The 21,867-nt window shown below is 58.6% G+C and carries 19 protein-coding genes; 7 read left to right on the top strand and 12 right to left on the bottom strand.

From position 1 onward, the window contains the following. Window positions 1-97: 97 nt before the first annotated feature. Window positions 98-1,708, bottom strand: a complete 1,611-nt coding sequence (locus FE702_RS12430; RefSeq protein ID WP_147126625.1) for an alpha-amylase family glycosyl hydrolase — start codon at window positions 1,706-1,708, stop codon at window positions 98-100. Between the two features lie 138 nt (window positions 1,709-1,846). Between FE702_RS12430 and FE702_RS12425 the strand changes: the two genes are divergently transcribed. Together FE702_RS12425 and FE702_RS12420 are read left to right on the top strand one after the other, a co-directional pair. Then, window positions 1,847-2,869 carry a substrate-binding domain-containing protein gene (locus tag FE702_RS12425; protein WP_147126624.1) on the top strand — a complete coding sequence of 341 codons (1,023 nt, stop codon included), beginning with the start codon at window positions 1,847-1,849 and terminating at the stop codon, window positions 2,867-2,869. A 69-nt stretch (window positions 2,870-2,938) separates the two neighbouring features. Further along, complete coding sequence (locus FE702_RS12420; RefSeq protein WP_147126623.1) at window positions 2,939-4,153, top strand: NAD(P)/FAD-dependent oxidoreductase; 1,215 nt, start codon at window positions 2,939-2,941, stop codon at window positions 4,151-4,153. Window positions 4,154-4,155: 2 nt separating this feature from the next. Here FE702_RS12420 and FE702_RS12415 read toward each other — a convergent pair whose 3' ends face one another. The 8 genes from FE702_RS12415 to cysQ all read right to left on the bottom strand — a co-directional run bounded on the left by FE702_RS12415 (window position 4,156) and on the right by cysQ (window position 12,652). Next, window positions 4,156-4,449, bottom strand: a complete 294-nt coding sequence (locus FE702_RS12415) for a DUF6958 family protein (RefSeq protein WP_147126622.1) — start codon at window positions 4,447-4,449, stop codon at window positions 4,156-4,158. 55 nt (window positions 4,450-4,504) lie between these two features. Beyond that, the gene (locus tag FE702_RS12410) at window positions 4,505-5,893 is read right to left on the bottom strand and encodes a sulfotransferase family 2 domain-containing protein (protein ID WP_346722160.1); all 1,389 of its coding nucleotides are present in this window, start codon (window positions 5,891-5,893) and stop codon (window positions 4,505-4,507) included. Between the two features lie 48 nt (window positions 5,894-5,941). After that, window positions 5,942-7,645 (bottom strand): DUF5927 domain-containing protein, encoded by a 1,704-nt coding sequence (locus FE702_RS12405; protein ID WP_147126621.1) that lies wholly within the window; start codon window positions 7,643-7,645, stop codon window positions 5,942-5,944. Beyond that, window positions 7,642-8,670, bottom strand: a complete 1,029-nt coding sequence (locus FE702_RS12400) for a glycosyltransferase family 2 protein (protein WP_186827090.1) — start codon at window positions 8,668-8,670, stop codon at window positions 7,642-7,644. Before FE702_RS12400 ends, FE702_RS12405 begins: the two co-directional genes overlap by 4 nt. A gap of 166 nt (window positions 8,671-8,836) precedes the next feature. Continuing rightward, window positions 8,837-9,865, bottom strand: coding sequence for a glycosyltransferase family 2 protein (locus FE702_RS12395; RefSeq protein WP_147126620.1), 1,029 nt, complete (start codon window positions 9,863-9,865; stop codon window positions 8,837-8,839). 70 nt (window positions 9,866-9,935) lie between these two features. Then, window positions 9,936-10,829 (bottom strand): UTP--glucose-1-phosphate uridylyltransferase GalU, encoded by an 894-nt coding sequence (galU, locus tag FE702_RS12390; RefSeq protein WP_147126619.1) that lies wholly within the window; start codon window positions 10,827-10,829, stop codon window positions 9,936-9,938. A 225-nt stretch (window positions 10,830-11,054) separates the two neighbouring features. Beyond that, a complete protein-coding gene (locus FE702_RS12385) occupies window positions 11,055-11,855 on the bottom strand; it encodes a 3-deoxy-manno-octulosonate cytidylyltransferase (protein WP_147126618.1) in 801 nt (266 codons plus the stop codon). Continuing rightward, on the bottom strand, window positions 11,855-12,652 hold the full coding sequence (gene cysQ, locus FE702_RS12380) for a 3'(2'),5'-bisphosphate nucleotidase CysQ (protein ID WP_147126617.1): 798 nt from the start codon (window positions 12,650-12,652) through the stop codon (window positions 11,855-11,857). The genes FE702_RS12385 and cysQ overlap by 1 nt, the downstream gene beginning before the upstream one ends. A gap of 112 nt (window positions 12,653-12,764) precedes the next feature. Here cysQ and FE702_RS12375 point away from each other — a divergent pair, with 112 nt between their 5' ends. Next, on the top strand, window positions 12,765-13,586 hold the full coding sequence (locus FE702_RS12375; protein ID WP_147126616.1) for an ABC transporter permease: 822 nt from the start codon (window positions 12,765-12,767) through the stop codon (window positions 13,584-13,586). Further along, window positions 13,573-14,181, top strand: coding sequence for a COG3650 family protein (locus tag FE702_RS12370; RefSeq protein WP_147126615.1), 609 nt, complete (start codon window positions 13,573-13,575; stop codon window positions 14,179-14,181). Before FE702_RS12375 ends, FE702_RS12370 begins: the two co-directional genes overlap by 14 nt. Here FE702_RS12370 and FE702_RS12365 read toward each other — a convergent pair. Beyond that, the gene (locus FE702_RS12365) at window positions 14,174-14,782 is read right to left on the bottom strand and encodes an alpha-ketoglutarate-dependent dioxygenase AlkB family protein (RefSeq protein ID WP_147126614.1); all 609 of its coding nucleotides are present in this window, start codon (window positions 14,780-14,782) and stop codon (window positions 14,174-14,176) included. The genes FE702_RS12370 and FE702_RS12365 overlap by 8 nt on opposite strands. Before the next feature lie 198 nt (window positions 14,783-14,980). Here FE702_RS12365 and dnaK point away from each other — a divergent pair, with 198 nt between their 5' ends. The 3 genes from dnaK (at window position 14,981) to radC (ending at window position 19,108) form a co-directional block, all read left to right on the top strand. After that, a complete protein-coding gene (gene dnaK, locus FE702_RS12360) occupies window positions 14,981-16,897 on the top strand; it encodes a molecular chaperone DnaK (RefSeq protein ID WP_147126613.1) in 1,917 nt (638 codons plus the stop codon). Window positions 16,898-16,972: 75 nt separating this feature from the next. Further along, the gene (dnaJ, locus tag FE702_RS12355; protein WP_147126612.1) at window positions 16,973-18,121 is read left to right on the top strand and encodes a molecular chaperone DnaJ; all 1,149 of its coding nucleotides are present in this window, start codon (window positions 16,973-16,975) and stop codon (window positions 18,119-18,121) included. A gap of 237 nt (window positions 18,122-18,358) precedes the next feature. Continuing rightward, the gene (gene radC / locus FE702_RS12350; protein WP_147126611.1) at window positions 18,359-19,108 is read left to right on the top strand and encodes a RadC family protein; all 750 of its coding nucleotides are present in this window, start codon (window positions 18,359-18,361) and stop codon (window positions 19,106-19,108) included. A 7-nt stretch (window positions 19,109-19,115) separates the two neighbouring features. On the opposite strand, the gene FE702_RS12345 is transcribed toward radC, so the two are convergent. Both FE702_RS12345 and FE702_RS12340 read right to left on the bottom strand, forming a co-directional pair. Then, the gene (locus FE702_RS12345) at window positions 19,116-20,699 is read right to left on the bottom strand and encodes a phosphate ABC transporter substrate-binding/OmpA family protein (RefSeq protein ID WP_147126610.1); all 1,584 of its coding nucleotides are present in this window, start codon (window positions 20,697-20,699) and stop codon (window positions 19,116-19,118) included. 22 nt (window positions 20,700-20,721) lie between these two features. Further along, a complete protein-coding gene (locus tag FE702_RS12340; RefSeq protein WP_147126609.1) occupies window positions 20,722-21,750 on the bottom strand; it encodes a hypothetical protein in 1,029 nt (342 codons plus the stop codon). Between the last annotated feature and the right edge of the window lie 117 nt (window positions 21,751-21,867).

Genomic DNA, 21,867 nt, shown 5'->3' with positions numbered 1-21,867 from the left:
AATCATTCGTTGCGCTCACGCTGTCGGTGAAAATAGCGAAGGTCAACACGTGCAATCCGCGGCCCCGGCGACAACGCGGAGCCGCGCAGGGTGCGGATCAGAACAGCGTTCCGTCGTGTTGCAGATACACAAAGCCGTTGCCCGGAAGGATCAGCGTCTGACTGTCCAGTGTTGCCGCATGGGGGCCGACAATCTCTGCGGTCCCGCCCAGTGCGACGGTCTTCTGCTCAACATTCATATTGAACAGGCACGTCAGCATCTGATCGTCAGATGCCCGCGTGAAGGCCAGAACGGTTGGCCCTGCGTCGTGGAATTTCGTCGATCCATAGCGCAGCGCGCTCGATCCTTTGCGGAAGGCAATCGCCTCTTTGTAGAACTCCAGAACCGAGCCTTCGCCTTGGGTGTCCACGGCGTTCTGGGCTTGCGCAGGCTTTACCGGCAACCAAGGCTGGACCCCACTGAACCCGGCATGAGCAGCATCCTTTTCCCAGACCATTGGTGTCCGGCATCCATCACGCCCTTTGACCCCCGGCCAAAACCGGATCGCGGGCGGGTCGGTCAGCTCTTCATAGACAAGTTCCGCTTCGGTCTGTCCCAGCTCTTCACCCTGATAGATACCGATGGTCCCTTCAAAGCTCATGAGCATCGCGCAGGCCTGACGGGCAATGGCATCGCTGCTGACGGCATGATCCGCCCAGCGCGACACGTGCCGCTGCACATCGTGGTTCGAGAACGACCACGACGGATGCCCATCCGGCGCGCCTTTTTGGAAGCCTTCGATGCAGGTGCGCATGTGGTCGACGCTAAAATTCGGGCTGAGCATCGCGAATGAATAAGCCATGTGCAGCCGATCTGACCCGGCGGTGTAATCGCCCATGATCTGGATCGATTTCGCGCCGTCTTCGCCCACTTCGCCAACCATCATCCGGTCGTCATACTGGTCCGTCAGCGCGCGCAATTTTTTCAGAAACGCGATGTTCTCTGGTTGGGTCTTGGAGAACAGGTGATCCTGCATCGCGTAGATTTCGTTGGGGATGTCATCACGCTGGGCAGGTGGGTTTGAGCGCAGCCGCGCATCGTGGAAATAGTAGTTCACCGTATCCAGACGGAACCCATCAACGCCCCGGTCCAGCCAGAACTTACAGGTCTCAAGGATCGCGTCCTGCACCGCGGGATTGTGGAAATTCAGGTCCGGCTGCTCGATCAGGAAGTTGTGCAGGTAATACTGCCCTCGGCGCGGCTCAAACTCCCACGCTGGGCCGCCAAAGACCGAAGGCCAGTTGTTTGGGGGTGAGCCATCGGCATTCACGTCGGCCCAGACATACCAGTCGGCTTTGTCGTTATCCCGCGACGCGCGGCTTTCTTCGAACCACGGATGTTTGTCCGAGGTGTGCGACAGCACCTGATCAATGATCACCTTCAAACCCAGCCGATGCGCCTCGGCAATCAGCGCGTCAAAATCCTCAAGCGATCCGAACAATGGATCGACATCGCAATAATCGCTGACGTCATACCCCATGTCCTTTTGTGGCGACGTAAAGAACGGCGACAGCCAGATCGCGTCGACACCCAGATCGGCCACATGCTGAAGCCGCCGCGTAATACCGGGCAAATCACCGACACCGTCTCCGTTATCGTCCTGAAACGACCGCGGATAGATTTGATAGATCACAGCATCACGCCACCACTCACGACCCTGATCGGTCATGCACGCCTCCATCTTTTGGGGTGAGGGTGACGCCACGAGTCACCCGATTCAAAACGTTTTGAAACACAAAAAATCTGTACACAAAACCCTCTATCTGCCAACTCGGAAAAAACCTGAAAACGATGTGGGTACGGGTCGGTGGCAACACTCAAGCAAATCGGCAAGGAACTTGGGTTGTCTGTCACGACCGTCAGTCGCGCACTCAATGGCTTTCCAGAGGTCAACGAGGCGACACGCGTAAAGGTTCGTGAAACTGCGGAGCGGTTGGGCTATCGGCCGAACCGGATCGCACAGCGATTGGTCACAGGCCGCTCGGGCATGGTGGGCATGATCCTGAAGATCAAACCTGACATGAGCGCAGATCAGACATTCTTTCAAACCCTCACTGGAATGACGGCAGCCCTCGCGGCGCATGAAACCGATCTTGTGCTTGCCGTCGATCAGGATGCCGATCCAGTACAGGCCTACCGTAAGCTTCTTGAGCGAAACATCGTGGACGGGTTCATCCTGAACGCACCTGTCCGGGACGACCCACGCATTGCCTACCTCAAGGACCAGAACATCCCCTTTGTCCTGCACGGGCGCGACCGCGACGCGCCAGACTATCCGTTTTACGACATCGACAACCATGCCGTTTCCACGGATGCCGTCGATCTACTGGCCAACCTGGGCCATCGCCGCATCGCCCTGATCAACGGGGAGGTGCAGTACACGTTCGGACTGGATCGCGAGGCGGGGTTTCGGCAGGCTATGGCCGGACGTGACCTCGCGCCGGGATGGATCGTCAACGACGCGACGCTGGAACAACAGGGATATCAAGCTGCGCTCGACATGCTGTCTCAGGCCAACGCGCCTACAGCGTTTGTATGTTTTTCAACGCTTGTTGCCGCGGGCGTAATGCAAGCCGCGCGCGACAAGGGTCTCAGCATTCCCAAGGACGTCTCAATCGTCGCCCATGACGACGCCCTGCCACAGACGCGCGCCATTGAATTCAACCCTGCGCTGACCGTCACCCGCGCGCCTCTGCGCGATGCGCCAGAACCGCTGGTCAACCACTTGATCAGCGTTCTGAGGGGCGCGGCGGCGACAGATCATCAGCAGCTTGTCCGCGCCGAATTGATCCTGCGTGGTTCAACAGGACCGGTTCCTTCAGTGCCTTGATCACACAAGGATTGACCCATCGCAATTTCCCGGCTGAGGTGGTCTGAGACAGTTTCAGGGACGACATCGATGGCGACAGGAAAGTTCGACACCACCCCAAAACAAACCTCGTACGACGTGGTCATCATCGGCGGAGCGATCATGGGGTCTTCCACGGCATGGTTTTTGTCGAACAACCCTGACTTCAACGGCTCGGTCCTCGTAATTGAACGCGACCCCAGCTATTCGGCCTGTTCGACTGCGCACACAAATTCCTGCATACGGCAGCAGTTCTCGACTGACCTGAACGTGCGGATTTCGCAATTTGGTGCCGAATTCTACACCAAGCTGTCAGAGTACATGCAGGATGACCGCATCCCGCCGATGACCATCCAGAATTACGGATATCTCTACCTTGCCGATAACCCCGGCTTTGCCGACGTGCTACGCGAAAATCAGGCGGTGCAGCACACCGCCGGTGCCACGACCGAACTGCTGACACCAGAAGACATTCTTGAGCGCTATCCGTTCTACAACGTCGAAGACATTGTCCTTGGGTCGATCAACACGACGAACGAGGGGTACTTTGACGGTGGTGGCCTGTTCGACTGGTTCCGCCGCAAAGCCCGCGATGGCGGTGTCGAATACATTCAAGGCGAAGTGAGCGAGATCGACGTCGACAGCGGGCGCGTGACCCATGTTACCCTAGCTGACGGAACCCGCATTGCTTGTGGTCAGGTCGTTAACGCCGCTGGCCCGCGCGCGGCTAAGGTCGCAAAGATGGCTGGCCTCGATATCCCGGTTGAGCCACGCAAACGTTTCACGTGGATTTTCACCGCTGAACAGCCTCTCGATCGTGACCTGCCCCTGACGATTGACCCGTCCGGAGTTCATTTCCGGCAAGACGGGCCCAAGAGTTACCTTGCAGGATGCCCATCAGACCCTGATCCAGCTGTCGCTTTCGATGACTTTGCAATGGACCACAACCGATGGCAGGATCACGTCTGGCCAATCATCGCGACCCGCATTCCACAATTCGAAGCGATCCGCGTCGTCACCGAGTGGGCCGGGCATTACGCGTTCAACACGCTCGACCAAAACGCCATCCTGGGCCCACATCCTGATGTGTCGAACTTTGTCTTTCAGAATGGGTTCTCAGGCCACGGCCTGCAACAGTCCCCAGCCATGGGACGCGGCACCGCAGAATGGCTGACATACGGAGAGTTTCGGTCGCTTGACCTATCCCCATTCCAGTTTGATCGGTTGATCGAAAACCGACCCATCATCGAAAAGGCCGTGATCTAGGGTCATACCTTCCGAAAGCGCAGCGGTTTGGTCGGCGCACGCTGGACCAAGCCTTTGGCCTCCAGATCAAGTTGTACTGTCTTCATCCACCAGCCGGACTTGGCCCCGCCGGGAAACAGTTCTTGATCCAATACTGGCAATAGCGCCTCTTTGGCTTCGGCAGCGGTCATGCCGGGATCATCTGTCGTGAGCGTTGCCAGATACGCTTCGCGCATCGCCCTGTACTTGGCGGCATCCACGCGCTCGGTATGGCCCGGCACGTTCACATTCTCGACCACGACCTTGTCGTCTGTCATGTTGTGGTCCTTCCGTCGTCTTGCACCAGCAGTCTAGCACAGCCGACGCTGCCGGTCATTTCCAGCGATCAAAGCCAAACATCATGTAGTCGCGGGAATACACGTCGCGCACCATGTCCTCGATGCTTTCGTCATAAATGTCGTCCAAGGTGATCGGCTCTTGCTCTGGCGCAGCGACCGGCCCGGGATTGGTCAACCCAAGCGTCTGGCATACACCGTCAAGACCCGCATCAACCTGATCTTCCCTCAGAACCAGATCGGGCATGGCAAACTCGGAAAACCCGCTCAGGATTTGCGCCTGCGTCGCCCACGTCACATCCACCCGAAGAGCTGTCTGCCCTTTCAGGCTTGCCCGCACGAAATTCAGAAACTGAAGGAATGCCCCATATTGGTCGTCCTTCGTCCAACCATCCTCAGGTCCCTCGCGGGGCATATCGACGTGATAGCTGTCGATCAGGATATGGCGCATCTGCCGGTAGGATCCGGGGCGATACTTGTGCAGGATCTTGTCGTTGAACGTTTGATACGCCCGCTCGACAGGGTGCCTGAGAACGGTAAAACTGCGATGCGGTTTGTGATCCGATTTCCAGCGGCGCAGCGTCTTTTGCGTGAATTGACGTGTGAGGGCGTCCTCCTCGACGCCATCCAGCCGCGCCATCCAATCCGAAACGCCCGGTGTCGGACCAGAGGCAATTGGCATGAACAAAAGCGGCGACTCTGCAGCGGCCACATAGCTGGGCACATTCGGCGCGCGACGCGGCTCAAAATTCGGCACGCGCGACAGCCCCAGCCAGTCGATCTCGCCCAGCGTGGCCTCCATCTCGGCATAGTTCTCGACCTTGTCGCGCAACTGACCGGGATTTTGCTTTTTCAGCGTTTGATCCAACTGCTCCAACCGTCCCTCGACGCCCAGAAACTGCGCGATGCCGTTCAACACATCCATGTTCTGGATGTCTTCGTAGGCAATATAAAATGCAGTCTGCCCTCGTTCCTGCAAACCGCGCATCAGGCGCAACTGGAACTGATGAATGCTTTCCAGATGGGTCTCGAATTCGTCCTTGTTGAACACCGCCTTTTGCTGAATCCGGTCGCCCGAATGGGTCAGAACCCATTGATCAGTCGCCTCGGCAATCCGCCAACTGACATAGCTTTCCGCCGGGTTGCGCGTCAGGATGATCTTTGCGCAGCGCGGGTCATCCAGCACCAGATCAACGACCGCAGGGTGATGATCGTGGAAAAACCGGAACCCTCCGATCCCGTCTGACTTCTCACGGATAGCCTCAAGGATCTTGTGCGGATGCACATCGCGTTCTGCCCGCGAATAGCCAAGGAAAGACTTGGTCTTGGGATAGGCCATGAAGCGGGGGTTGAACACCTCGCCGTGGCACTGAACACCGGGGATTTTGTTCAGGTTGTTTTCAAGAAAATTGGACCCTGTCCGCATTTCCGCGAAGACAACAAATGAGTCAAAGCGCGCGCCCATCATCAGACCCTATTTCACAAGATACGGACGCCGCCCGCGAGGCCGTTGGTTGGGCTGCGTCGTCATATCGTCTATAGGATAGTCCCCCATCAGATAGGGATGCATCCCCTCGTTCTTGAGCGTTTGGAGGAATTTCCCGAACCCTTTGAGGTTGTGCATCTTGGGCGCTTCGGTCAGGCGCCGATTGCCGGGGGACCCGATCTCTTCGAGGATGACCTGAAGATGTTCCATCGGGTTCTCGATAAACTCGGTCATCGTCAGAATGCGCACCTTGGCCTTGGCATAGGGGCTCTTCAGCGCATGCAAATGCTCTGACTCGATCTTTTGCCGCCACGCCGCATCCTTGCGAATGTCACTGAACTTCGCGTTCGAGCGAAAGTGTTGGAGCGCCCAGGCTCCCGTGATCACGTTGATCCGGGCATTCGGGTCACGGGCGATATCCCAGTGGACGTACTGAGCGTCCCATGGACCGAACTGGAAGCACTGATGCTCGCCACGTGTGTTCCAGATCAGGTTTGTCAGAAAAGCCCGGCTGTTATAGTCGCGCATCTTCGGGCTGTCCCACATCCCGCCGGTAAAGGTCTTTTCCCGTTCCGAGAATTGCACCCAATTCTCAGAGAACAGGTGCCCATGCACGCGCGCGCCTGTTGAGCGCGACAGCCACTCTTCCCAGTCCGAAAACAGGTCAGAGAACCCTTCGAAAACCGTATAAGGCGCGCTGGTGACGATGTCGTTCCACTCTCCTTGTGGAAAGCGGGACTGCATATAAAGCCCCCTACGACCACGCACGCGCATATCGATGGCCCGCGAAAACACGCGGTCGATCTTGCCGGGGTCAGGCTCGGCCTTTTTCATTGCGTGCTCGGCATCGGTCAGGAACCCGGCATAAAGCCGATCCGCCTTGGGCCAGATCTTGCGCGCCACAAAGCAGTCCGACCGCCGCAAAAGTTGCAGGTGGTCGTCGTAGAAAATATAGGGTTTGCCCTGATGATCGAACTTGGACAGTGTCAGCGACCGCGACTGCACATCCGTCGAATACAGCCGACAGAGGGTCTGGAAATAGCTCTCGTCAGGGATCCAGACTTTCTTGAAGTAACGATCGTAATCGCTGCGATCCGGGTCCTCTAGGATCGCGGCCAAAGTGCGGCGCGTCAGGCACCACCACTGGCTGCCCATATGCGGCACGATCCCGTTCGGTATCTTGCGTTTGACCTTCAGCTTGCGCTGAATCTGGACATAGCGGTCAAAAAGACGACGCTGTTTGCGCCACGAAAACGGGAAGCGCAGGGTAAAGCGTTCTTCGTCCAATCCGCCCACAGTCCAAGGCACATCGGACGTTGTCGCGCTTTCGATGAAATCAGTTCGGGGATGATCGGCAAGATAGTCGATCAGTTCCTGTACTGGTCTCAGCGGCAGGCATGACCCAGAGGCCAAGTAAACGTGCCTGAGGTCCGGATGTTTCTCTAGGATCAGCTCGGCAGCCGCCTGCGTGCCGGCAACCATGCCCCATGTGCCCCACTCACAGCGGTGCCGCGCACAAAAATGAATGTCGGGCAAATCGGCGAGCGCGCTGACCAGTTGGTCGTAATCTGCCCTTTTGACCGAACGATCAACATGGATCACCACCGGGCATCCCGACGCCGACCAATGCCGCGCGACCTGTTCCACACGGTGGAACGCCGTATGGACAAGCATGATGACGCCCAAGCTCATGCCCAGCTGCCTTTCGACATCAGTCCAAGTATCTCAAGCTGGCGCCAATTGATGTACCGCTCGGACCACTTGCACCACAGGTCGGGGTCATCCTGCAGGCCGGCAGCATAGGCCTTGTACTCGACCGATCCGGCATAGTGCTGCTTGCGCTTGAGTTCCTCCTGCGCCTTCACGGTGAAGGTATCGAGAAACTTGGTATGAAGCAGGACCCCTGACGCCTTTTCACCGCCATTGCTGTCGAACACGTTGTTCAGGCCACGCGGCAACAGCATGTGGGTCGAGCTTATGTAGGTGTAATTGCTCTGCCACTTGACCAAAGGTGTCTTGTTCAGTGCAGGCGCTTTCGCAGGCTCATCCGTAAAGAAACGCCGCGTGCGCGGGCCGCCCTGAATCCAGAGGTTTCCATAGGTGTGATTCTTGCTGATCACGTAGTTACCGCTGTCGAACCACGACGCGATTTCCAGCGGGTTCTGACCTTCGCGATAAGGGACGTCGTCAATCCGCCCCTTGGGATACATGTCCAGCAGCATCGCGCCAAAAGACCGGATATCCGAGGCATCCAGCCAATCGCACAGGGCAGGCAAAGGACGCGTGTCGCAGAACGGGTAAACAAGGAATTCGTCCGGATCGACAACCAGTGACCAATGCCCGTGGGCATATTTCCATTGCAGGTAATTCAGCCAATCCACGCCAAAACGGGACCGCTTGTAACTGGCTTTCGTGTGCCAGACCGACACGTCATCCTGCGCGGCCAGATAGGGGACCGAACCATCGTTGCTGTCATTATCGACAATGAAGAAATGGTTCACGCCGAGGTCGCGGTAATACTTCAGGAAATAGGGTAGCCTGATCTTTTCATTCCGCTGGGTCGAGAACAGCAGGATGTCGCCTGGTTTGATTTGGTTGGTTCGATTGACAACATTGCGCAACTCACGGCGCTTGCGAAAGGCCCGCGCAATGTATCGCTTGCGTCGAAGACGCAGTCGGTATCTTCCCCAGACGCCCAACCCGTAATAACTCCTCATCCTGCGCTGAACGTGCATGCCGACCTTCAGGCCGTGTTTTGCCTATGCACATCCTGATGCTTCGTGCAGCCTTACCCACTCCGCATAGATCAGTGATAGGCCCAGATTGTTAATCGGACAACGGCAATATCCCCAATAAAGGGGGAATGTTTCCCAATAGTTAGCCTCACAGCTGGGTTTGCCCCCAGTCACCCGCATACATCAGGCCCAGCTCAACCAGTTGCGACGGCCCGGCATACCTAACGGACCCCGCATGCCAAAGCACCGGATCATCGACAATCCGGTCATAGTAATCACCGTAGCGCTCGGGATGGGTAAAGTGCTCTGCACGGGTCTTTTCGCTGGCGGATTTTTCAATCACCTCGGGCAGAAACTTGGTGTGTAGCAAGGCTCCGGTCGGCTGGTTCGTGCGTCGGTCGAACCCGGCATTCAGGTGCCGGGGCAGAGCGATATGGGTCGAACTGACATAGACATAGGGCCGCGCCCATTTGACCAACGGGACCTTGTGCATATGCGGCGCATGATCCGGCGCGTTCGCAAAAAACACCCGTTTGCGCGGTCCACCTCGGATCGAGATGTTTCGATACTTGGCCTGTTGTTCCCAAGCGTAGCCATCGGCATCAAAGTACGGCAACGCCTGGGCCGGATCGTCTCCAGCCGCATAGGTCACGGATGACAGCGCCCCGCGCGGGTACATGTCCAGCATCAGCGCCGCCATGGCGCGTATGCCGCGCCCATCCAGCCATTCGGTCAGGTCGCGTAGATTGCGATTTTCAGCATCCGGATAGACAAACAGTTCATCGGCATCGACCGTCAGCGCCCAGCGCCCCGGTGCGTATTTGAGTTGCAGCCACGCAAGCCAATCCACACCAAACCGCGATGCCTTGTAGCTAGCCTCGCTGCGCCAGACCGATACGTCCTTTTGCTGGGCCAAGTACTCGGCCGTGCCATCATCGCTGCCGTTGTCGACGATCAGGAAATGATCAATTCCGAGGGCGCGATGGTGCTCCAACCAATAGGGAAGACGCGTGACCTCATTTCGGATGGTCGAAAACGCCAGCATAGCCGCTGGGTCACGCGGCACCTCTGCGCGAACCGTCGTCAGCTCATGGCGTTTGCGAATGGCGCGCGCCAGATATCTGCGCCTGCGCCACCTCAATTTATATGCCAGCCATGCTTCGGACAGTGATGCCATGACAAAACGCCTAACGCGCACGTCAGATCATGTCACGCACCACGACGAAACCGGCTTGGATTGTCAGGAATTACTCTGCAGCAGACCGCAGGCTATGCAGCTCGGACAGATAATTCGAAAACTCATCGCGCAGCTCTTCGCGCGCAAGTCCGAAAGATACCGTCGCCTGCAGGAAGCCGGCTTTTGATCCGCAGTCAAAGCGTTGACCGCGGAACCGCAAACCGTACACGTCGCGGCCTTCTTCGATCTCTTGAGCGATGGCATCGGTCAACTGGATCTCGCCGCCGGCACCCTTCTGTGTGCGGGACAGGTTTTCCATGACAGACGGGTTCAGGATGTAACGCCCAATGACAGCAAGGTTGGATGGGGCTTCGTCTGCCTTGGGCTTTTCGACCATGCCGCGCGTCGACACGATCTGACCCATGTCCTCTTTCACGTCCAAGACGCCATAAGACGACGTCTTTTCATACGGGACTTCCATCGCGGCGACGATGTTGCCGCCAGTCTCTTCATAGGCCTCGACCATTTGTTTGAGGCAGCTTTCTTCACCCTGAATGACGTCGTCGGGCAGGATGACCGCAAACGGCTCATTCCCGATCAGACGCCCTGCGCACCACACGGCGTGACCGAGGCCCAACGCCTTGTGCTGCCGCACATAGGCAATCGCGCCGCTTTCCATGTTGGTGGCACGCAAGATGTTCAACAGGTCGGTCTTGCCCTTGGCCTCCAAAGACGCCTCAAGCTGCGGCGAGTGGTCAAAATAGTCTTCCAGCGCGCCTTTTCCGCGTGAAGTGACAAAGATGAACTCGGTGATCCCGGCTTCGCGTGCCTCGTCAATCGCGTATTGGATCAACGGGCGATCCACGAGGGTCATGATTTCCTTGGGAACCGATTTGGTCGCGGGAAGAAAGCGTGTCCCCTGGCCTGCAACGGGAAAAATCGCTTTGGTAATCTTGCGTGTCATCTTTAACCTTCACGTCCATTTACGCGGTGCGCTAAGCGCCCCATTTGGTTTTTGTCGGTAAAGTTTGCAAAGCTTGTGACCGAACGGTGCCCATGTCAGGCCCAATTATGCGTCGTTTCTACCATAAGTGCTAACAATTACCCAACCGCCGGGCAATGATCGCAGGATAGCACTATCGAAGGGCTGTCCAACGTGCGGCAGGGGAAAGATCGGGCAAACCGCCCCCTAATCGACGCCAAGCTCTGACAGGATCGCTTCGATCCGAGGAACATCCTCTGGATTGTTCAATTCCCAAAAGGCGCGCCCCTTGCCATCAACCTCGACACATAGGACATCGCGGCCCTGCTCAAGGAATCGGAGTTGCTCCAACCCCTCAAGTGTTTCGAGCGGCCCAACAGGCCAGGTTGGATAGGCCGCAAGAGCAGCCGGCCGATAGGCATAGACCCCGACATGGTGGAATACGGGGGTTTCGGCATCATCCGCGTAGTCCTGACCCGTGTAGGGGATCACTTCTTTCGAGAAATAGAGCCCCCGGTTTCCGGCCCCGAACACCGCCGTCGTACCACCGACACGGCCCGCCTTGCGGTCGTCCAGAAATCCATTCAGCGCGCGCCCGTCACACCGCAGAACCGGCGTGGCGATATCAGCGAGCGGTGCATCGCGCATCGCGGCCACCAAGGCCTCGACAAACCACGCAGGCGTGAGCGGCGCGTCGCCCTGAAGGTTCACAATGATTTCGTGATCCGCGCCCATGTTCTTGACGGCCTCGGCCACACGCTCGGTCCCGTTGGCGCATTCGGGCGAGGTCATGACAACCTCGGCGCCGAAGGCTTCGCAGGCCGTCCTGATGCGATCATCATCCGTGGCCACAACCACACGCTCCACGCCGTTGACAGCTATAGCCGCACGCCACGAGCGTTCAATCAGGCTCATGGCTTGGCCGCTGGCCCCGGTAAGCGACACAAGAGGCTTGCCGGGATACCGAGTCGAGGCGTAGCGGGCCGGGATGACAATCAGTGCCGACATCAGGCTGACTTCAGTTCGACGCCGGGTGCGTAGGCGATGAAATACGGGTTGGCGTAATCGTCTTTGCCATAGGTCAGCGGGGTCAGATCATCGAACCGGACCACGTGCCCACCGGCACCAGCCAGCACCGCATGCGCCGCTGCCGTGTCCCACTCCATCGTGCGACCAAGGCGAGGGTAAAGATCAGCCTCGCCCGACGCGATCAGGCAGAACTTGAGTGACGATCCCGCTGCCTTGCTGTCTTCGACGGCATATTTGCCGATGTAGTCTTCCAACTCTGGCGAACGGTGCGATTTCGATGCCACGACAGCCAGCGCGCCGTTATCCGGCGTGCGGACTTTGATCGGCGCTGTGTCACCCGGCGTTGCAGGATCAAATGCGCCCGTCTCTTCCACGGTCACCCCATCTGCATCGGTGTAGAACAGACGGTTCTTAGCCGGGGCGTAGACCACACCGCGCACAGGTACACCGTCCACGACGTAGGCGATGTTCACGGTAAAGTCGCCGCGCCGATTGATGAACTCTTTGGTGCCGTCCAGCGGATCAACGATCAAAAAGGTCGAGGCTTTTTCGCTGTGGCTCGCAGCCTGTTCTTCTGTCACCAGCGTCACGTCCGGAAACGTGGCGCGCAAACCCGCGGAAATCAGTGCGTCCGCGGCCTCGTCAGCCTCGGTCACGGGGCTATCGTCAGACTTGGCTTTCACGTCGAAATCATCAGAGTTGTATATGTCCATGATGACTGCGCCCGCTTCGATAGCAAGCCGCCGCATCGTGGTCGTCAAAGCCGCATAATCCATGGGTGAACATCCTTGAAGTTGATCAAAATTCGCCCCTGCCTTATTTTGACCGTACGGAGACGGCAAGCATCCCGTGCCAAAAGGGCACCTTTAGTAGGAGCAAATCAGCCCAATGTTTGAGCAAAGGCGGATCAAAAGCCGGGGCGGCGCGGCCCTGGGCATGCTGGAGGTGATCTACCACTCCATCGTGCGCAACGTCACCAAGTCTCATTCTAATGCCTTTGTCGCCTTGGTCATGGCCATGATGCAGGCATTCCTCTTCGTGGGGGCGTTCTATTTCATGTTCACCATCTTGGGACTGCGCGGTGTCGCGATCCGAGGTGATTTCCTGATCTACATCATGTCAGGCATTTTCCTCTTTCTGACGCACACAAAAACCATGGGGGCTGTTGTCGCGTCCGAGGGGCCAGCCTCGCCGATGATGAAACATGCGCCGATGAACACGATCATCGCGATCACCGGCACGGCGCTTGCCCAACTCTACATTCAAATCCTGTCGATGGTCGTGATCTTCTGGATCTACAACGTGGCCGTCGAACCTGTGGCCTTCGACAAACCGCTCGCCGCATTCGGCTGCCTGTTGATTGCGTGGTTTACGGGCGTAGCGGTCGGCGTCGTGTTCCTCGCGCTTAAACCGTGGGCCCCGTCCTTTGTGACTGTCGGCAGCGCGCTTTATGCGCGGGCCAACATGATCGCATCGGGCAAGATGTTCGTCGCCAATTCCCTGCCGCCCGCGATGCTTGCGATGTTTGACTGGAACCCGCTGTTTCATGCCATCGATCAGTCGCGCGGCTTTGCGTTCATCAACTATTCGCCCCGGAATTCAAACCTCGAATACCCGATCATTGTCGGCATCGTTTTGATTATGCTGGGTTTAATGGGTGAGTTTTATACCCGCAAACATGCTTCGGAGAGCTGGAGTGCGCGCGCTTAGGGCCTGGTCTCTGTGCCTGCTGCTGGCCAGCCCAGCTTTGGGCGACCCATTTCCAGCCCTCTATGACGTCACCGGCGTCGCCTCGAATGACGTCCTGAATATCCGGGCTGAACCATCGGCGCGTTCGCCCGTCCTCGATCATTTTGCCCCCTTCGAACGCGACGTCGAAGTCATTGGAACGGACTCCTCCGGGAAGTGGGCGCGCGTTGCTGCAGGCGAACAGATGGGGTGGTCATCCCTCCGGTTTCTGGCGCGCCAAGCGGGTCAGGACGGTGGGTTTCTGCCCGAGCAATTGTTTTGTCACGGGACCGAGCCCTTCTGGAACCTCGACTTTCAAGCGGATCACACGACGGTCCTTGATCGGCTGGGAAGCGACTCACTGAGCTATGAAATGTCGCCGCTGGCCATGGCCGCAAACGCCCCCAACACCCATGGTGCACTTGGACACGGTGCGCTTGGTGCGATGACACTCAGCGTGACGCGCCAGTCCTGCAATGACGGTATGAGTGATCTGGTATTCGGGCTGTCCGCGACCGTGATTTACGAAGATACTTTTGGCGCTGATGTCCTGTCTGGATGCTGCAGCCTCAGGTAGCGTCTGACACCACCCGAAGTGTCAGGTTGATCCGCCCGCCATTGCGCAAAAGCGGCGATGATCCGTGTTTGACCCGATCAATGCCATGGTAGGCCAGCCGCGCCTCACCACCCATCACCACGACATCGCCCGAATTCAGCCAAATTGATTCGGTTTTGCCCCCACGGGTCACGTTGCCCATCCGAAACAAAGCATCATCCCCAAGCGAAATCGACACCACAGGCCATGAAAAATCGCCTTCGTCCTTGTCCTGATGCAATCCCATCCGCGCCCCTTCGCCATACCAATTGATGAGACAACAATCGGGAACACGGTCCAGCCCGGTAACCGTGTGCCAAACCGACAGAATGTCCTCAGGGATGTCGGGCCATGAGCCACCCGATGGATGCCGATCCGCATAGCGATACCCGGTGCGATCCGTGATCCAGCCCAGACTGCCCGCAGCGCTCATTCTCACGGACATGGGTTTGCCTGAAGGTGTCACCGGCTGCACCAAAGGTGCTTCCGACAGGACGCCGCGAAGGTCCTCGACCATGCTCTCTTGAGCGGCACGATTCAGATATTTCTTGAAGACGTCAAACCCACGCACGGTCAGCTTCATTTTCACACTCCCAAAGCGCTCGCAAAACAGCACCCGAAGCGTTGCAAATAAATCACACGCGCCGCTTGCAGGCCACCAACACCCCTCCTATATAGCCCTTCAGCAGAGCGGTTCCTAAGGAGTCGCTCTTACCAAATTTGCAGGCAGGTGCCGCAAAAGCGGGCCTACGAAAACATCGCCAGAAAGGGATGAGATAACATGGCAAAAGTGATTGGGATCGACCTCGGCACGACCAACAGCTGTATCGCCATCATGGATGGATCGCAGCCACGCGTGATCGAAAACTCAGAAGGTGCGCGGACGACACCGTCCATCGTGGCCTTCACAGATGACGAGCGCCTCGTTGGCCAGCCGGCAAAACGCCAGGCCGTCACTAACCCGGAAAACACCATCTTTGGCGTCAAGCGTCTGATCGGCCGCCGGTTCGACGACGCGGATCTGGCCAAAGACAAAAAGAACATGCCTTTCGCAGTCATCAACGGCGGCAATGGCGACGCATGGGTCGAGTCGCGCGGCGAAAAATACTCCCCATCGCAAATCTCGGCCTTCATCCTGCAAAAGATGAAAGAAACCGCCGAATCCTATCTTGGCGAAGACGTGACACAGGCCGTGATCACCGTCCCGGCGTATTTCAACGACGCTCAGCGTCAGGCGACCAAAGATGCTGGTAAAATCGCCGGCCTTGAAGTCCTGCGGATCATCAACGAACCGACCGCAGCGGCGCTGGCCTACGGTCTCGACAAGACCGAAACCCAAACCATCGCGGTTTATGACCTTGGTGGTGGTACGTTCGACGTAACCATCCTCGAAATCGACGACGGCCTGTTCGAAGTCAAATCCACCAACGGCGACACGTTCCTCGGCGGTGAAGACTTTGACATGCGCATCGTCAACTACCTCGCGGATGAGTTCAAAAAGGAAAACGGCGTCGACCTGACCAAGGACAAGATGGCCCTGCAGCGCCTGAAAGAGGCGGCTGAAAAGGCCAAGATTGAACTGTCCTCGTCGTCGCAGACCGAAATCAACCAGCCGTTCATCTCAATGGACGCCAAATCCGGCACCCCGCTGCACATGGTTGTCAAACTGACCCGTGCCAAGCTGGAATCGCTCGTTGGTGACCTGATCAAAAAGTCGATCAAACCCTGCCAGGCTGCTTTGAAAGACGCGGGCCTGTCGGTGAATGACATCGACGAGGTCGTTCTGGTCGGTGGTATGACACGTATGCCAAAAGTCATCGAAGAGGTGACCAAGTTCTTTGGCAAAGAGCCGAACAAGGGCGTGAACCCCGACGAAGTGGTTGCCATGGGTGCCGCCATTCAAGCCGGTGTTCTCCAAGGTGACGTCAAGGATGTCGTCCTGCTGGACGTCACACCTCTGTCGCTGGGCATCGAAACACTGGGCGGCGTCTTCACCCGTCTGATCGATCGCAACACGACGATCCCGACGAAGAAATCGCAAATCTTCTCGACCGCCGAAGACAACCAGAACGCTGTGACGATCCGGGTCTTCCAGGGTGAGCGTGAGATGGCCGCAGACAACAAGATGCTGGGTCAGTTCAACCTTGAAGAAATTCCACCGGCACCACGCGGTATGCCTCAGATCGAAGTGACCTTCGACATCGACGCCAACGGCATCGTGTCCGTGGGCGCGGCTGACAAAGGCACCGGCAAAGAACAGAAGATCACGATCCAGGCCTCGGGCGGTCTGTCGGACGAGGACATCGACAAGATGGTTCGCGATGCCGAAGAAAATGCCGAGGCGGACAAGGAACGTCGCGAGCTGATCGAAGCCAAAAACCAGGCCGAAAGCCTCATCCACTCGACCGAAAAGTCGATGGAAGAGCATTCCGACAAGGTCGACCCAACCACGATCGAAGCGATCGAGCTGGCGATTGCCGCACTGAAGGACGATCTGGAAAGCGAAGACGCGGGCAAGATCAAAGGCGGCATCCAGAACGTGACCGAAGCCGCAATGAAGCTGGGCGAAGCGATCTACAAGTCTTCGCAGGAAGCAGCGGCTGCCGGTGATGGCGAAGAGCCAGAAGATGGTGGCCGTGGCGCAGACGACGATATCGTCGACGCCGATTTTGAAGACCTGGGCGACGACAAGCGCTGATTGGCGCGCTGTTGTCCCTACGAACCAATGGGGCGGGCGGCACGCTCGCCCCAAGTTCGTTTCAGGAGGACCTGAATGTCCAAACGTGATTATTACGAAACGCTCGGCATCTCGAAAGGCGCAAATCCCGACGAGATCAAGAAAGCGTACCGCCGCAAGGCCAAGGAACTGCACCCGGATCGCAACGCCGACAACCCGGATGCAGAAGCTCAGTTCAAGGAAGCCAACGAAGCCTACGACGTCCTAAAAGATGCCGATAAAAAGGCCGCCTATGACCGCTACGGTCACGCCGCTTTCGAAGGCGGCATGGGCGGTCGTCCCGGCGGCGGGATGGGTGGCATGGGCGGTCAAGGTGACTTTGCCTCGGCTTTCTCCGACATCTTTGACGACCTCTTCGGCGGTCAGATGGGCGGCCGCGGCGGCGGTCGAAACCGCGCAACCCGCGGGTCCGACCTGCGCTACAACCTGCGCGTGACGCTGGAAGAGGCCTATGCAGGCCTGACCAAGACCATCAATGTCCCAACCTCTGTGTCCTGTACAGCCTGTACAGGGACAGGTTCCGAAGGCGGCAGCGAACCACAGACTTGCCCGACCTGTTCAGGCATGGGCAAGGTGCGTGCACAGCAGGGCTTTTTCACCGTGGAAAGGACCTGCCCGACCTGTTCCGGCACCGGTCAGATCATTCAGAACCCATGCAAGGTCTGCGGCGGCGCAGGCAGGGTCGAGAAAGATCGCGCGCTCAGCGTGAACATCCCTGCAGGTGTTGAAACCGGCACCCGCATCCGCCTGTCCGGCGAAGGCGAAGCCGGCATGCGCGGCGGTCCAAATGGCGATCTCTACATCTTTATCGATGTGGCCAAGCACGAGATCTTCGAACGCGACGGCGTCGATCTGTTCTGCCGTGTTCCTGTCTCCATGACTTCCGCTGCCCTCGGCGGCGATATTGAGGTGCCAACAATCGACGGCGGCCGCGCCCGCGTCAAAATCCCGGGCGGCAGCCAATCCGGCCGCCAGATGCGCCTGCGCGGCAAAGGCATGCCTGCCCTGCGCGGTGGCGGCACAGGGGATATGTTCATCGAAATGGCGGTGGAAACTCCGGTGAACCTGACATCGCGCCAAAAGGAACTGCTGCGCGAATTCGAAGAATTGAGCGAGGAAAACAATCCGGAAAGCTCAAGCTTCTTCAAATCCGTCAAAGGTTTCTGGGACAGCATGAAAGGCTGATCCCGAACCCAAGACAAATCGTAAAGGGCCGCCAAATGCGCGGCCCTTTCCTTTTCGAGCGACCTCGCTCCTTCTATGTTTCAAAAATACTCGCCCGCAGGGATGGGCCGCAGGCCCATGTCGCGCGGAACGCGCGCCCCCATTGGTCACAGCCGCGGCACGTGGCGAAGAGGGAGGCGGGCGGGACCGCCCATTGGGTTTAACGCCGCATTAACCCAAACCCGCCACGGTTCACGCATGGGCCAGTTTCGCGAACAGACACCGGATTTCTTCGACGCTGATGAGGTGGTGATCACGCCTGCCTCGGGCAAGCAGCCATCCTATATCGCGGATCATCGCACGCGCCTCCGCGAACGGTTCATGTCCGGCGGCGCGGGCGCGATGCCCGATTACGAATTGCTCGAACTCGTGCTGTTTCGCGCCATCCCCAGGCGCGATGTAAAGCCACTGGCGCGTGCATTGCTCGACACGTTTGGCGATTTCAACCGCGTTATTTCTGCGGCGCCGGATCGATTGCAAAGCGTCAAAGGCATTGGCGATGCAGTCATCACAGAACTCAAAATCATCGAGGCTTCCGCTCAGCGCCTCTCGCGGGCGCGTGTCATGAGGCGACCTGTCTTGTCCTCATGGGACGCGCTTCTCGACTACTGCCATACCGCCATGGCGCACCGCGCCACGGAACAATTCCGCATCCTGTTTCTTGACCGTAAGAATGTCCTGATCGCAGATGAGGCGCAGGCGCGTGGCACCGTTGATCACGTACCCGTCTACCCGCGCGAGGTGGTCAAACGTGCGCTGGAACTGAACGCCTCGGCCTTGATCCTCGTGCACAATCACCCCTCCGGTGACCCCACACCGTCGGAGTCCGACATCAACATGACCCAGCAAATTGACACCGCCGCCCAAGCGCTCGGCCTTACAATTCATGATCATATCATCGTCGGGCAATCGCGCGAACTTAGCTTTCGGGCAGAAGGCTTGCTTTAGCGCAGGCCTAGAACCTGGGCGCGACCCAAACCTCAACACGGCGGTTCACGTGACGGCCCCAAACGGATTCGTCACAGGCCAAAGGCATCACCTCCCCAAACCCGCGCGCGATCAGCTCGGCCCGGTTCGGGTTGGTCACCATCAAATCCTGCACAGCGGTGCGAACAACCTCGGCACGATCTTGTGACAGGCTGCGGTTTGCCTCTGCGGCCCCGATCCCGTCCGAGAACCCGGCAAAGACAAGCTCTTCGCCGTCAAATAAACCCGCATCCAGAAATGCCGCCAGACTCTGGACATCGCTCTGCGACATCGGTTCAAGCTCTGTTGTGCCCGGCGTAAACCGAAACGCCAGCGACAGGCGGTCATGACCTTCCAAGGCCGCAATCGCGTCCTCCAGCGCGGCAAACCCGGCCCCGTCCTCAGCCGCCAGTATTGCCCGCGCCACCCGGTCGCCCTGATCGGCAAGCGGAACAGGATCAGGCCGCTTGTCCACAAATCCGGCCCGATCAATCGTCCGCTGCGCGCCGGGTCCCGTTGCAAACACAAGGAAGGCGCGCGCCAGATCTGGCAATCGCGGAGCCGCCGTATAGGTCCAGAACTGAGACAAGAGTGGATCAACGCTTTCATCCGGTGCGACCGCCGTCTCCGCACCGTCTGCCGCGCAGCCATTGGACACCTGCAACGCCCGTCCGGAAAAGACCGTGCCGGAGGTGATCGCCATCGCATCCGGATCTTCACTCAACGCTCCGACCATGCCAGCCAAATCGTCATGGACGGTAATGCTTGTGGTTTCTGCGGGGCGCGCCAGCACCTCGGCCACGGCTGCCAACCGCCCTGCGATCTGAGCCGCCTCATCGCGTGTCGTATGCAGGCTGATGACCGCATCTGCGCCGCCTCCCAGCTCGGCCCACCGCTGCGTCTCGCCCGACAACACGTCCACAAGCTCGGAAACGTCCAGACTGCTGACACTTTGCCCGCGCGGTACCACGATGCGCAGCGGCTTGCGCGCCATCAACCGGCGGCGCAAGGGATCGGTCACGTCGCCCAATCCGGCCTCAGCAACCTGAGCGGCTTCGTCCTCGGTCACCGGACGGTCCGCAAGGACAATGTCAGCCCGGCCTTCGGCCAGTGCCGTAAAACCCTCTGCCGTCGTTCCACCCAAAATCAAAAAACGCGCCAAAGGTCCGGCGTCGGCAGCAACCAAGGTGATCACCTGCGCGCCAGTCTCGGCATCCGTTGTCGTCTCAATTCCCACCCCGAGGGAAATGGCAAAAACATCGACGAGTGCAGGCATCAACACCCGTGCCATCGACTGCGCGCCGACCATCCGAATGACAGGCACGTCACCAGAGCCGGGGCAACCGCTGACGCATTCAACCGCCGAGGTCGACAGTGTCAGGACCCCAAAGCGGGTATCGACGCGATAGGAAAGGCCGTCAAAGCCAATGAGCGGTCCGGACACCTCAAACGACCCGTCTGGGGCGCGCAGAACAATGTCGTCAGCAGATGCATTGGAAGGCAGGCACACAAAGCAGAAGGCGGCGCAAACCGCCGCCCAGCCATGCTTCAATCGTTGCCAACTGATCGCCATGGATCAGGGCGTAGCGGCGGGATCACCCTTGGGCAAGTGTGAGATCGGTCAGCAGATCACGTAGAACGAGAAACTCGCCGATTGCCTCACATTCCGGGATCGACAGTGTCAAATCTGCAATACGTACGCTGGCCTCGGCCGTCCGTTCCAGCGTCTGCGCGGACACGTCCGTGGCGCAGTTGTTCACTGTGATTTCGGCCTCGACGCTCAGCGAGATCGTTCCAGCCTGAGGCGACTTGCCGGTCGGGAACGTGTAGACTTCGGCCAGCAGCGGCGCATCGCCCACAGCCTGACCCAGCTCAAGGAGGAATCCTCCCGTACCTGTCGCGGCATCGGTGGCCTCGCGAGCGGCCTCGCGCCAGACGTGGCCTTGTTCGCCATAATTCGCGCCGAACTCCATTGCGTGGACTTCGAACCCCGCATCGCCCTGCCACTGCAGAACAACACGATCGTAGTTCACAAGGTCAGAAACCGAAGTTTCCGCAATCGCGCCCGTGCCATCGTCAAACGCTGCGATGAACATCGCTTCTTCGCGCAGGGCCGGGGCCATGATCCGAGCATTTCCTGAGGCATCGGTTGTCGCTGTAAACATCAGCCCTTCGTGATGCACGGTCAGCGGTTGCGCGGAATGGCACGGCGCGGCCAAGGTCAGTTGGACAAGGGCCGCATCCATAGCACGCGCTGACATAAACGGGTCGCAGCTGCTGCCTTCTGCGGCAACCGTGTCCGCCGCAGGCGCGGCGGGGAATTCGGGTGTGTCGGTCTCAGGGGCCGTGTCGGGATCGAAATTGGCCACTGTCGGGGCGACGGTTTCGGCGTCGCTCAGCACCGCTTCGAATGTCACGTCGTCCAAAACCGGATTGGTCTCGACCTCGTTTGTGGCCTCGGCTGAAACGGTTTGCAGCGCAGCCGTCGGCGCAGTCACCGGCGCGGTCGTCAAGTCGGAACGCGCGACATCGCGCCCAGCAGACGCATCGCCTTGCTGCATGAAGAAACCCGCGCCCATCGCAACGGCAAAGGTCCCCCCTGCCATGGTTATACGACGGATCATGTGCCCACCCGGTATTGCGTTCAAAGCCTTCATCGACCAACTCCTCACTCTTTTCGAGCAGGACCAATCTTCGCTTTGATTCGGGCTGGGCTGGGACCGGATGGTGCAAGAGTCTGG

The sequence above is a fragment of the Shimia ponticola genome (assembly GCF_007995215.1).
In the GTDB taxonomy this organism is placed as follows: domain Bacteria; phylum Pseudomonadota; class Alphaproteobacteria; order Rhodobacterales; family Rhodobacteraceae; genus Shimia_B; species Shimia_B ponticola.
The sequence above is the reverse complement of the archived record's forward strand: the minus strand, read 5'-3'. Positions and strand labels throughout refer to the sequence as shown.

Excerpts from the sequence above, each read along its gene's own strand:
- FE702_RS12430 (WP_147126625.1), bottom strand. The coding sequence starts at position 1,708 with ATGACCGATCAGGGTCGTGAGTGGTGGCGTGATGCTGTGATCTATCAA.
- FE702_RS12420 (WP_147126623.1), top strand. The coding sequence starts at position 2,939 with ATGGCGACAGGAAAGTTCGACACCACCCCAAAACAAACCTCGTACGAC.
- FE702_RS12415 (WP_147126622.1), bottom strand. The coding sequence starts at position 4,449 with ATGACAGACGACAAGGTCGTGGTCGAGAATGTGAACGTGCCGGGCCAT.
- FE702_RS12410 (WP_346722160.1), bottom strand. The coding sequence starts at position 5,893 with ATGCGGACAGGGTCCAATTTTCTTGAAAACAACCTGAACAAAATCCCC.
- FE702_RS12405 (WP_147126621.1), bottom strand. The coding sequence starts at position 7,645 with ATGAGCTTGGGCGTCATCATGCTTGTCCATACGGCGTTCCACCGTGTG.
- FE702_RS12400 (WP_186827090.1), bottom strand. The coding sequence starts at position 8,670 with ATGAGGAGTTATTACGGGTTGGGCGTCTGGGGAAGATACCGACTGCGT.
- FE702_RS12395 (WP_147126620.1), bottom strand. The coding sequence starts at position 9,865 with ATGGCATCACTGTCCGAAGCATGGCTGGCATATAAATTGAGGTGGCGC.
- galU (WP_147126619.1), bottom strand. The coding sequence starts at position 10,829 with ATGACACGCAAGATTACCAAAGCGATTTTTCCCGTTGCAGGCCAGGGG.
- FE702_RS12385 (WP_147126618.1), bottom strand. The coding sequence starts at position 11,855 with ATGTCGGCACTGATTGTCATCCCGGCCCGCTACGCCTCGACTCGGTAT.
- cysQ (WP_147126617.1), bottom strand. The coding sequence starts at position 12,652 with ATGGATTATGCGGCTTTGACGACCACGATGCGGCGGCTTGCTATCGAA.
- FE702_RS12375 (WP_147126616.1), top strand. The coding sequence starts at position 12,765 with ATGTTTGAGCAAAGGCGGATCAAAAGCCGGGGCGGCGCGGCCCTGGGC.
- FE702_RS12365 (WP_147126614.1), bottom strand. The coding sequence starts at position 14,782 with ATGAAGCTGACCGTGCGTGGGTTTGACGTCTTCAAGAAATATCTGAAT.
- dnaK (WP_147126613.1), top strand. The coding sequence starts at position 14,981 with ATGGCAAAAGTGATTGGGATCGACCTCGGCACGACCAACAGCTGTATC.
- dnaJ (WP_147126612.1), top strand. The coding sequence starts at position 16,973 with ATGTCCAAACGTGATTATTACGAAACGCTCGGCATCTCGAAAGGCGCA.
- radC (WP_147126611.1), top strand. The coding sequence starts at position 18,359 with ATGGGCCAGTTTCGCGAACAGACACCGGATTTCTTCGACGCTGATGAG.
- FE702_RS12345 (WP_147126610.1), bottom strand. The coding sequence starts at position 20,699 with ATGGCGATCAGTTGGCAACGATTGAAGCATGGCTGGGCGGCGGTTTGC.
- FE702_RS12340 (WP_147126609.1), bottom strand. The coding sequence starts at position 21,750 with ATGATCCGTCGTATAACCATGGCAGGGGGGACCTTTGCCGTTGCGATG.